The 11664-nt window shown below is 44.8% G+C and carries 12 protein-coding genes; 5 read left to right on the plus strand and 7 right to left on the minus strand.

Features of this window, described 5'->3' with window-relative positions; translation table 11 throughout:
- Positions 1 to 77: 77 nt before the first annotated feature.
- Entirely contained in the window at positions 78 to 827 is a 750-nt protein-coding gene (locus AC1YY3_RS06505; RefSeq protein ID WP_481823434.1) for an RNA methyltransferase, read from the plus strand.
- Complete coding sequence (cysE, locus tag AC1YY3_RS06510) at positions 827 to 1666, plus strand: serine O-acetyltransferase (RefSeq protein ID WP_481823435.1); 840 nt, start codon at positions 827 to 829, stop codon at positions 1664 to 1666. The genes AC1YY3_RS06505 and cysE overlap by 1 nt, the downstream gene beginning before the upstream one ends.
- A gap of 50 nt (positions 1667 to 1716) precedes the next feature.
- Here cysE and AC1YY3_RS06515 read toward each other — a convergent pair whose 3' ends face one another.
- Both AC1YY3_RS06515 and AC1YY3_RS06520 read right to left on the minus strand, forming a co-directional pair.
- Positions 1717 to 2496: a hypothetical protein gene (locus AC1YY3_RS06515; RefSeq protein WP_481823436.1), complete on the minus strand. Its 780-nt coding sequence runs from the start codon at positions 2494 to 2496 to the stop codon at positions 1717 to 1719.
- A 339-nt stretch (positions 2497 to 2835) separates the two neighbouring features.
- On the minus strand, positions 2836 to 3228 hold the full coding sequence (locus tag AC1YY3_RS06520) for a hypothetical protein (protein ID WP_481823437.1): 393 nt from the start codon (positions 3226 to 3228) through the stop codon (positions 2836 to 2838).
- Positions 3229 to 3700: 472 nt separating this feature from the next.
- Between AC1YY3_RS06520 and AC1YY3_RS06525 the strand changes: the two genes are divergently transcribed.
- Positions 3701 to 3847 carry a hypothetical protein gene (locus AC1YY3_RS06525; protein ID WP_481823438.1) on the plus strand — a complete coding sequence of 49 codons (147 nt, stop codon included), beginning with the start codon at positions 3701 to 3703 and terminating at the stop codon, positions 3845 to 3847.
- 781 nt (positions 3848 to 4628) lie between these two features.
- Positions 4629 to 5147: a hypothetical protein gene (locus tag AC1YY3_RS06530; RefSeq protein ID WP_481823439.1), complete on the plus strand. Its 519-nt coding sequence runs from the start codon at positions 4629 to 4631 to the stop codon at positions 5145 to 5147.
- A 100-nt stretch (positions 5148 to 5247) separates the two neighbouring features.
- Here the strand turns inward: AC1YY3_RS06530 and AC1YY3_RS06535 are convergent, their stop codons facing one another.
- Positions 5248 to 6957, minus strand: a complete 1710-nt coding sequence (locus tag AC1YY3_RS06535) for an ABC transporter ATP-binding protein (RefSeq protein WP_481823440.1) — start codon at positions 6955 to 6957, stop codon at positions 5248 to 5250.
- A 40-nt stretch (positions 6958 to 6997) separates the two neighbouring features.
- Here AC1YY3_RS06535 and AC1YY3_RS06540 point away from each other — a divergent pair, with 40 nt between their 5' ends.
- On the plus strand, positions 6998 to 7201 hold the full coding sequence (locus AC1YY3_RS06540) for a hypothetical protein (RefSeq protein ID WP_481823441.1): 204 nt from the start codon (positions 6998 to 7000) through the stop codon (positions 7199 to 7201).
- Positions 7202 to 7221: 20 nt separating this feature from the next.
- Here the strand turns inward: AC1YY3_RS06540 and AC1YY3_RS06545 are convergent, their stop codons facing one another.
- The 4 genes from AC1YY3_RS06545 to AC1YY3_RS06560 form a co-directional block, all read right to left on the minus strand.
- Positions 7222 to 8535: a YihY/virulence factor BrkB family protein gene (locus tag AC1YY3_RS06545; RefSeq protein WP_481823442.1), complete on the minus strand. Its 1314-nt coding sequence runs from the start codon at positions 8533 to 8535 to the stop codon at positions 7222 to 7224.
- 47 nt (positions 8536 to 8582) lie between these two features.
- A complete protein-coding gene (gene lplT / locus AC1YY3_RS06550; RefSeq protein ID WP_481823443.1) occupies positions 8583 to 9749 on the minus strand; it encodes a lysophospholipid transporter LplT in 1167 nt (388 codons plus the stop codon).
- A 699-nt stretch (positions 9750 to 10448) separates the two neighbouring features.
- Positions 10449 to 10598, minus strand: coding sequence for a hypothetical protein (locus AC1YY3_RS06555; protein WP_481823444.1), 150 nt, complete (start codon positions 10596 to 10598; stop codon positions 10449 to 10451).
- Complete coding sequence (locus AC1YY3_RS06560; RefSeq protein WP_481823445.1) at positions 10588 to 10944, minus strand: hypothetical protein; 357 nt, start codon at positions 10942 to 10944, stop codon at positions 10588 to 10590. The genes AC1YY3_RS06555 and AC1YY3_RS06560 overlap by 11 nt, the downstream gene beginning before the upstream one ends.
- Positions 10945 to 11664: the final 720 nt, after the last annotated feature.

Here is an 11664-nt window from a genome sequence, read left to right on the forward strand (position 1 = left end):
GGTTGATTGTATAATGAGCGGTTAGAAACCTGATTAGGATAACAAATCTTTTGATAAACTGGCTGCTTTTTTAAACAATGGAAGCGTTTCTTTCTAATATCAAGATTGTATTGGTCGAAACCTCGCATCCCGGCAATATCGGCGCGGTCGCCAGGGCGATGAAGAATATGGCGATGGGTAATCTTTGCCTGGTCAATCCCAAAATTTTTCCGAGTGCCGAGGCGACTTCAAGGGCTTCAGGTGCGGATGACATCCTGGCTTCTGTCAAGATTTACGAGACTTTGCCGGAAGCCATTGCCGATTGCCAGTTGGTGTTAGGGGCGAGTGCGCGTTGCCGGACGATAAGCTGGCCTGAGCTAACACCGCGTGAATGCGCGGAGAAAATCGTCATCCATGAACCGGGCAATCAGGTCGCTATCCTGTTTGGCCGGGAAAATTCGGGCTTGAAAAATCACGAATTGGACTTATGTCACCACTTGCTGCGGATTCCCTGCAACAGCGAATACAGTTCCCTGAATATCGCCGCCGCCGTGCAAGTCATTTGTTATGAATTATTTGTAGCTGCAGGCGTTCAGGAAACCAACAAAATCGGTGATAAAGGCGACATTCCGCTCGCTACGGCTGAACAAATGGAATCTTTTTATGGTCATTTGCATGAGGCTTTGGTGGATATAGGTTTTATGCACCCCGATAAGTCAAATTCTATCATGCGGCGTTTGCGCCGAATTTATAATCGGAATCAAATGGATAGTAAGGAACTAGATATACTTAGAGGTATTTTAAGAATGTCGCAAGGCAACAAAGCTAAAACAAAGCGGAGCCAATAATGTTAGAACGGATAAAAGAAGATATAGCCTGTGTATTTGGACGTGACCCCGCCGCCCAATCGGTACTGGAAGTCGTGACGGCTTACCCAGGATTTCATGCCGTGCAAATACACCGTATCAGCCATGCCTGTTGGAATGCAGGGTTTAAATTGCTGGCGCGAATTATTTCGCATATCAGCCGCTGGTTGACGGGTATTGAAATTCATCCCGGCGCACAAATCGGACGGCGGTTTTTTATCGACCACGGTATGGGTGTGGTGATTGGTGAAACCGCTATTATTGGCGATGATTGCACTTTATACCACGGCGTTACGCTGGGCGGCACGACCTGGAACAAAGGTAAACGCCATCCTACTTTGCATGATGGTGTCGTCATAGGTGCGGGTGCTAAAGTGCTGGGGCCGATTGAAATTGGGGCGGGTGCACGTATTGGCTCAAACTCGGTGATTCTTAAAGCCGTACCGGCGGGTGCAACGGTAGTCGGCATCCCAGGTCATGTCATTGATATGCAAGCTAAGGCAGACAAACCGCAATACGGCTGGCTGGATAGCAACCCTGAGCTGGACAAAGAGCCCGAAGCGCAAATGAAAAAAACCGAGCGTGACAAAATTGCCAGCAAAATGGGCTTTGATGCTTACGGCATGACCGCCGACATGCCCGACCCTGTCGCTTATGCCATCAACCACATGCTCGACCATATTAATTCGCTTGATGAACAAATAGCCGCCATGCAAAAAGCCATCAATGAAGCAGGGATTAACTGCGCGAATACCCCGATGTGTTCGTTGGAGGATTGCCAGATTGCAGATGGTTCGGCAAAGCGGGAAAAGATAGGGTAGGCAGCTCGTTCTCAAACTATGCTAGTTCCCAAGCTCCAGCTTGGGAACCCCTAATTTGAAGCTCTAGCTTCAAGCCAAATAAAGCAAGCAAGAGCTTGCAAAACAACATTCCCAAGCCGGAAGCTTGGGAACGAGCAATGTTTTTCAGTGCCAATGTCGCTATATTTGAAATTAAGGCTATTGCCTATCAGCGTAAACAAGTTGTTGGCAGCAGAAAGTGCTTTGTTGGAGTAATAATTCATTACCGTTGCCATCAAGGCATCTTGTATCAGGACGTTATTTTGTGCAACCCCGTCATTGCCGCGCAAGGCATTTATCTCGGCAATAAATTGAGCCAGTTTTCCATTGTTTATTCCTTGATTGTATTGCTCATTTAGTAACATCTTTAATAGATCTGGTGCAGATGAGCGTGAATCGTTACCAAACCAATTTGAATCCGTTAAGTAGGTGCCGAAATTAGGTAATTCGCGTATCAGTGTAGCGAAATCTTCGTTTACCTGCATGGCTGTCATCAAAGCCATCGAATGTCGATTAAGCGCACTTAAGTTTGAATCTCCCATTGAAATGTTAGTGTCCGAAGCGGATATTGTGGGAAAAGCAAATCTTATAGGCGCTAATATTTCACCTTCCAAATAAATATGGTTAACATTACTCTCCCGGAACGGGAATAGTACTCCCAAAGACAGATTATAGGTTGCAAAATCAAGATCAGTATAACCCCCAGCCAATAAGCTTAGTTCTAAAGCGGACAGAATTATTGAGTTAAGCGCAGTAAGCTGAAAAGGAGCTTCATCAAATACGGTTGCAGGCGTATCAAAAAATACCGCCATCAATGATGCCAGACCACCACCCAGAGAAGACCAGTAAAACTGAATGTCGCCCAGGATTGGCGGCTTTAATATCCAGATAAAAGCGCATGGCTTCATAGACTTGCTACGATGGAAGCTGTCCAGTAGCAGCTGAGTTACCGTATAACCAATCAACGCCGTTGTTAGTTCCTGTGTAAGAAATAACAATTTGGTTGCCATTTTTATAAGCACCCGCCGAGAAGCCAGAAAAATTATAATCAGGATTGTATGCTATCGCTGTCCAACCATTTGGCTTAGGAAGACTATTAATTTCTGAAGCGTTATATACTTGAGAAGCAAGTCACATTAATTCAAGTTCGGTCATTTTTTATCTCCATCTGCTGAAATCATTTTGTAAATTTGGCTAGCTTCATCAAAGACGCAACGTTTTTTGTTGTTTAACGGCGGTACTTGACTTCGGTTTTCTGCTTCAAAGTATTTTGGTGATAACTGATATGAACCTACTTGCCTGTAAACCCATACAACACTTGCACGGCTTATTTCTTTTTCTGCAAGCTCAACGATGCCACTCAAAGAATTTCTATCAGCTGATAAATATAAATTGCTGCCAAGTACAGGAATACGTTGATCGGTTAATGGTTTTTCTACCCATTTATCTTGCTCAAACTGATAAGGCACATAGCGAATGCAACGTTCACCTACCCCACGAAGCGTATAGATAACCCAAGTTTTTGAATCAGTTAAATCAAACACTAAAGGAAGTTCGGCATTGCCAGCAGTTGTTAAATCCTTTTTTTGCGATTGCCATTCAATAGACTTGCCTTTATTGAATGGATCATTAAATCGGATACTATATTGAATCGGATAACTACTTTGGCTTCCTGATACTCAGTCGCCCCCACCACACATATGCAAGGCTGTTCGTTCAACGGTTATCACTTCACCTGTTCGTAACTTGACTTCTTCACGCCAAGAGACATTGCCTTTGCATTTTGGCAGAGCTAAACATGCCAACTCCAAAAAACCAAAGATAAAATATCGTTGGGTTGGCGTGAGTTTGTTTATGTAATTTCCTTTATTCATTCCTGACCTCATTTTTCAAAGTTGCAAGACAGTAAGATGTAATAACCATCGGGTATCGACCGAAGGAATTTGTTTAACCACTAAACTACGCCTTTGTTTCATAAAATAGATCCTGACAAATCATTTTTAGCATTAATTAATCTTGTTTCTAGCCTTAACCATCCCCTACCGCTCCATAGCGGTCGGCTATCGGCTCAATCCAGTCATACGTTCGCACAAGGCATCCGCCAATCAAATTGTGCGGCAGTGTATTAAAAAAGCCACCCTGCCTATCCGTATGAACACCTAGACCCTTACATAAGCGGCATAAGGTGGTTTAGGTTTGTGGGTTTCCCCACCTGTCGGTCAATCCGGTAATCGGTCTTGGGATTTGCTTTAAAAGGTAAGCCCCTGGACGCGCCTTTCCAGTGCCGATTGATGTCTTGCGGCAGGTTTCGTCCAATGAATCTGGGGGTTTTTGATGGTACTGATACTAGCAGAACCCCACAATTGTGCTATAAGTGCATGATAAATAGGGAGGCAGGTCACACTATTTTTTCTGGTTATCCGAACCGGTTCACACAATTGTTTAATCCATCGCAGAAACACAGCACCAAACTGGATACATACCCAGTCTTTGACATAGTGTAGGGCTTACACACGATTAACGCAGCTTTTTATCAAATACCTCATTGCATCCCTAATCATCAGGGAATCTCAGCTAATTCAAAAAACTCATTCCTGCTGTACAAGCAAACTTGCGTCGCTGGCAATTGGTATCACTGATTCACACAAAAATAAGACAGCCAGTGTGGTGAATCGTCACATCCACTCGATAGTTTGTGCAACATAGTCATCGCTAAAGCCCGTATTACTTCCAAATTTGAGACTCATATCACATTAAAAAGCTACCGATTGATACCTGGTTCACAGAAATTATTCTGAGCAGTACGTATAATTTTTAGCAACTGGAAAGCAGCATAACAAGAGCTGAATTTCCATCGGAACAGGATTTAGTTGGGCAAGGATTCACGCAACCAGGAATGAAAAGGACAAACTGCGTTATTCACTTTTTAATAGGGATAAGAATCATGAAAAAAATTATTGCACTAGTAGTATTGGCTTGTTTGTATACCACCGCCAATGCTGCAACCTACTCATTTAATGTTGCTGCGGGTTCAAACGTTGGTAGCGGCTCTTTAGTGACTGATGCAACTGGTTTTGCGACCAGCGGCTCTCTGGTTATGACCAGTGGAGCGGATATGGGTACTTATGTGTTGTTTTCTGGTGGTGTATCGCCAACATATAGTCCCTATAATGCGTTTATATTCGACAATATGACCTATAACGGCTCAGCTATAGACCTCGATTGGTATGGCTTGTTATTTGTTGGCAACGGGCTTGAAATCAATATCTGGGGCAATGGTGCAGGTAATCCCTATTCGTTTTGGTCTCATAATGGTAGCGGATACAATTTTAGCTCCGATGCGGCAGCGTTCGCGATGACGGCGGCCACACCTATCCCAGCAGCGGTCTGGTTGTTTGGTTCAGCCCTGGTAGGCTTGGCAGGGATTGGTAAACGCAAACAGGGAAAAGTGTTAATTGCCTGATTTGACAAAATATTCTGGTATTGGCTTCATGATTTAACTTGCCGCCCTTCGGGGCGGTTTTTTATTTGAAACAATCCTACAGCTACGAATTAGGACAATGTCACAGCCCACTGGATTCAATTTCCGCTTCATCCGGTAAGAAACCGCCAGCCTGCATACTCCACAAGCGATGATACAAACCTTGCCGAGCCAAGAGTTGGCTGTGTTCGCCATCTTCGACAATACGTCCCTGATCAAACACTAAAATCCGATCCAAATGGGCAATCGTAGACATACGGTGTGCAATGGCAATGACCGTTTTACGACCCATGGCGCGATCCAAGTTTTCTTGGATGGTTTTCTCAGTGATTGAATCCAAGCTAGAAGTGGCTTCATCCAAAATCAGGATGGGTGCATCTTTTAAAATCACCCGCGCAATCGCAATTCGCTGACGTTGCCCACCGGATAATTTCACGCCGCGCTCACCTACCAAAGAGCTATAGCCTTCAGGCATGTTGCGAATAAATTCATCGGCATGTGCCAAACATGCCGCAGTTTCGATGGCCTCATCGTCAATCTCCAAGCGGCCATAGCTGATGTTTTCTTTCAGGCTGCGATGGAACAAGCTGGGGTCTTGCGGGATTAAACTCACCTGTTCATGCAACGAATCTTGCAGAACCTGGGTAATGTCCATGCCATCGATTAGAATCTGCCCACTTTGCGGCTCATAATTTCGCAGCATTAAACCGACAAAAGTCGATTTACCAGAACCTGAAAATCCGACGAGCCCTACTCGCTGCCCCGGCTCAATCACAACATTAAAATTGTCGAAAACGAGTTGTTTAGGGTCATAACCGAAACACACATTGCGGAATTCAATACGGCCTCGCGTGATCTTAAGTGGCAATGCGCCAGGTACATCCACAATCTCGTGCTGTTGTACGATGGTGTCCAAGCCATTCGCAATATTGCCCACATATTCGAAAAACTCCAAAAACCGCCGCGATAGGTTGCGGGCATCACTAATGATCAATAAAGCCAACCCAATGCACATGGTAAAATCACCAACGCTAATCAAACCGCTGTCCCACAAGGTTAAGGCATAATACACCGTACCCACTTTCAATAATGCAGCGGAAATAAATTGAAACCAACGTACCCGCTCCATATACCAAAACGTGCGGCGTGCGGTCTGCACTTCCGTTTCCAAAAAACCGTCTAGATATTCCCGTTCAAACTGTAACCGTGCAAACAACTTGGCATTCAGAATATTGGTGACCGAATCAACAATCTTGCCATTCACCTGGCTACGAGTCGCTGCGTAACTCTGTGCATAAGGTTGACAGCGCGTTGCCAACCAATAGGAAAGCAATACGTAGACCAATACCCAGCCTGCGACCATTAAGCCTAAACCTTGGTGCACTTTTAACAACAAGGTAGTGGACACGGCAAAGGTAATCAATATAGGCCAAAAGTCGCATAGCACCGCCCAGACTGTGTGGTTGACGCTCATTGCCGTTTCACTAATGCGATGGGCTAAAGCCCCCGCAAAATGACTGCCAAAATAACGCGGTGCGTGGTATTGCAAATAGGCATAAAGAGTTTTGGTCGTGCGCTGGCGTAAGCGTGGCCCCATGATAATCAATACCGCACCACTGGCGCGGCTAAACAGTATTTCTGCAATGTTTAACCCTGCCAATAGCAGTAAAGGATAATGCAGATTCTGTAATACTGCGCCGCTTGGACTCTGGGCAACACCATCCATAATGGCTTTGATAGCATAGGGTACCAGGATACTGCCTATCGCTTGCCCAGTCTCAAAAATTAACATCAACAGCAGTAGACCCCGAAAGCGAACTAAACAGTATAAAATGAATTTAACGATACTTGTGGGCAAAGAAGGTGCGTCTGCTGCTCGTTGGAAAGGTGCTTTTTGGGGCATGACTCAAGAAATATCGGAGAAGTGTTTGGAATTATACTGGAAGGCAATGCAATCCAGAATTAGTAAAGCAGGAACGGCTTCTAGTTCATTGTTTTATAAAAAACTAAAAGATATTATCTTAATGCTTGAATGATTACGTTTACGGCGGTTTCCTTAAATATCCTTCAACAAACAATTTTGTTTAGAAGTTTCCATTAATTTCCTGAAATCATTGGCAGCATCTATAAACAGTGATTCCTGGTTAATATCAGGCAACTTATTTTGACCGCATTGTTCTAAGGCATTAATTATAAAAGCAATCGTCAAAATATTGGTGTCAACGGCGGGTTGGTAAACATCATCCTCTGCTTCGAGAATATTGAATTCGACAAGGATATGGCTTGCCGTTAATTTCAATAATATCGGCTGGACAATGGCGATTGGGATAAGCAGTCTTGCCGCTATGTCATCTGCCGTTAATGGTTGATTCAAGTGGCTAAAATTCTTGACCAGCAAATGGGTAATTTGCAGGGCAATGATTTTTTGCAGGGAAAAACTGATGTTGGAAAATCGGTTATTGTTCCGGTAGTTTTCATAATATTGCAGAAAAAATGCGACCTCACAACCAAACAGAACGATCATCCAACCCACTTGTAGCCAGACGACAAATAAGGGTAACGCGGCAAAGCTGCCGTAAATGGCATTATAGTTGGACACGCCGATCTGTAGGCTGAGATAAGCCCATTGCAGCAGATAATACAGAATACCTGTCACCACACCGGCAATCAGCCCCGGTCTGAAACTGATTTTATGGTTAGGCATAAAGATCAACGTAAAGGTAAATAAACCGATCATCAGCAGTAAAGGCAGCAAGCCTAGTGCTTTAATAACCAGCCACGTACCAAATTCCGGTAATTCAATAACGGTTATTAACCAGGTTATCTCAGTGTTCAGGAGTACCGTAATGCTGCTGGACGCTATCAATATGATGGGAGCTAACAACATTAGGGATAAGTAATCGCTAAATTTACGGTTTAATGGCCGCCCCCTAGGTATTTTCCAGATGTGGTTGAAGGATTCTTCAATATTGCCAATCAGGCTGATAATAGTCCAAAACAGCACGACAATACCAATCCCTGCAACCACCCCGCCTTTCGTGCTGTCAAGCAAGTTTTGTGCAAAACTGATTAGCTGTAATACCAGCGTATCTCGCTCAGGAGCTTGCTCAATCAACCGTTCCGTCAACGTCTTCTCAAAACCGAAGCCTTTGGCAACACCAAACAGCATGGCAATGACGGGCACTATCGACAACAGGCTATATAATGTTAATGCCGATGCCCTGAGCGGACACAGGTCGCGGGTAAACCCTTGGGCAGACAACAGCGCTATTTTTAGCGACTTGATGATTGCTGCTTTAAATGGCGGCAGTTTTTGTTCGTGTAACAGCCATATTTCGTCTTTAACGAAACTGATTATATTGTGTTTCATCGGCTGCTCTTGTATTTTTGAAGTATGTTGTCGGGTTATACGCTACGCTAATCTGGCCTACGATTTTTTTTCGGTAACTTCATGGATACCAAAAAAGTCAGGATAAACAGCAACACAGCCAAAGTTTGCATCGCCATAACAGGATCAACCTGGTGCGCGGTGGCAAAGGTATAAGTGCCGACAGCGGCGAGCATCGCCAAGTTCTGGAAAAAATTTTGTAACGCAACCGCGCTGCCGCTGCCGATGCTTTGTTGGCCTAGTTCTTGTAGTGCGGCATTGATCGGCACAATAAATATTCCCCCCATCATCCCGATAACAAACAACACACAACGTGCCGGTAACAGGCTATCGGTAAAGCTCAATACGCAAATAAACACCGCCATGATGTAGGCAGGGATTCTGGCGCGGCGCAGGTGTTCCAATGGTATCAGGCGCGGGACGATAGCGGAACCTGCGATGATGCCAACAGCGAGGAATAAGGTGAGCTGGGCAATCTCGGTGGCATTTTTCGACATCAAGACCAATGGTGCCCAAGCGACAATAATCACCCTCAGCGTGGCTGCCGATGCCCAAAATAAGGATGCACCCAAAATGGCAAAACGCGAACGTGGCGTGGTAAAAAATTGGCCTATTTGTTTGCCGAATTCAATAAGTTGGGATGTCGAAGATTCTGTTTTGGCAATACGAACAGGTAAAAACAAGGTAATAAAGGCAGAAGCAATAAACAGAGCTATGGTTAATGTAAGCGCCATCGTTACGGAGTAATCCGCCAGTTTCGCGCCCACCACCATGCCTAATAGGATGGCGAGTATGGTAGAGCCTTCAATCCAGCTATTGGCTTTCACCAAGAATTCGTGCCCTGCAAGTTCAGGCAGGATGCCGTATTTGGCGGGGCTGTAAACTGCCGCGCCCATACCGACGATACAATACGCCAGGAGCGGTTCGACCTTACAGAGCAAAAGCACTGCGCCCGCCGCCTTTATCAAATTGGCGATAATCAATACCCTGGATTTGGCGTGGTTATCCGCAAACCCACCCACCCACGGCGCGAGTACCACAAACGCCACTAAAAATGCGCTTTGCAAGGCAGGGACGTACCAAGTCGCTAACTCATGTGAGTGCATCACCATCGCAATCACCGTGAACAAAATGGCATTGTCGGCAAACGCAGACAAAAACTGGGCGATTAACAAGGGGTAAATTTGTTTATTCATGATGATAGCGTAGATGAAATCGAAAACATTACCGAAGATTGCTGATGTTAACGACTATAAACAAACTGGGGCTAATGTACAATTTTAATCAAAAAAGGTACTGGTTTGTAAACTAAGGAAACCCTTCGACAAGCTCATGGAAAGCTGTAAAATATTGATTTTAAATATGTATTAGCATATTGCTCAGTTCGTAGGATTTCAACGTGGTACCAAAGCCCATCTGTCGGTAAAGCATGAGTGACGGGGTAACATACTCCGTAGCGCGGAAGACCCACTGTAGACCGTCGGGTGGAACGAAGAGTTAGACCTCGGGTACACGATCATAGCCTGACACGCCTAGCCACTCAATACGGCAGAAACCAGCATCGCGAAGGTATGCCACAGCCTCACGAAAGATAGGAAGACTGAACTCCTTAGGTGTGATGCCCCGAAGTAGTGAGCCTTGCTCAATATGCAGGAAGTACACAGCATCTGGCTCTGACACGTAAGTACGGGCGATTATGGAGATTGACGCATCTGAGAAGCTGTAGAGATCGTATTCGTATCGCCATTCGTAGAGACCATTGGTGTCAGGTTCACAGGTATCGACATAGCGAGACTTCTCGACGTGCATGGGGGACTAACGATAAGCTAAACGATGCAGTGCGACTTTATCACGCAGCATCCAGCGACTGAAAGGAGCGAGGTTGAGCGGGATGTTTACCATTGCCACTTGCCTTGCCCTTTGATGAGTACCTTCGAGCTGCGGTTTACTACCAAAGCACCATCGGGTGTAACCCTGTACGCGACGTTGCCATTTTTGAATTCGTAGCCTTCGTGGCTACAAGGGGTAACTAAATCAGGACACATGTGCATGATTGCTTTGCCCGTGAGAGTGATTGACTGTCGGTTTTTCCGTAACGCCTAAAATATTTGAAATTTCACCATCCCCGTAAGCTTCCTTCTTTGACAGGATAAGCGATAACTTTTCTTTAATTTCGCCGAGGTGACCGCTATGACTTTGAGTGCTTTTGTTTATGACCTTATTTTTGTGTGTCCGCCCATCCTTTTCAAGTCTCGCCTTAAGTACCGTGTTCTCCTGCTTAAGCGCAGCATTCTCCTTTTCGAGCAACGCTATTTGTTTTTCAGAATCAACAAGCCGTTCTTTATAGATGGCAGACAATGGAATTTCTTTAAGCCAGTCAAGGATAGCCATATATGCGTTTCCGAAATGCCTAACGTAAAAGTAAGGGGCGCGCCGGATGACAAAGTTTAATAAAGCCGACGAACCCAAATAAATGACCAACCTTCAAAAGCGCCTTCGTCCGGCGCGTCCCTTTGACTGGCATGTTAGGCCACATAAATACTTTCCCTTATAGGAGTTTTAGTATGACAGATTTGTAAAGCCATATTACAGCGCTTATTAATACCAAAATTAAAGGTAGCAGTAAAATTGCATAAACCCACTTAATTTTAGTTTTTTTAGACACCCCGTTAAGAATGAACCCAATGATGAAAATGGTGATTCCAGCAGGAATTGTTAATGGTAGGCCAGAAAAGCCAAAAATTAACAATAAACCAAGTACCAATACAGTCGGTTTCTCGACCTGGACGGGAAGGTAAGTGCAACTATGGGATTGAAGGTTACAATCAAATAATATGCCAAACAGCATTCCCAGAATAAAAATGATAATTGGAAAAAGTCCAATACTTAAACTAAAGAAAAGAAGCCGGGAAACCCAGTTTGTGCTCTGAGCAGCTAACCCAGCCGGACGGGGCATGTTGCCCCGTTCGTAGGGTTTCAACGTGGTTCAAAAACGCCACCGTCGGCAAAACGTAAGTGACGGGGTACATACCCCGTCACGCGGAAGAGTACCAACACCAAATATCCAGACTGTAGATTTATAGAGTTGATAACGAATCATGTTGCCTAACG

This window comes from Methyloglobulus sp. (assembly GCF_964779595.1).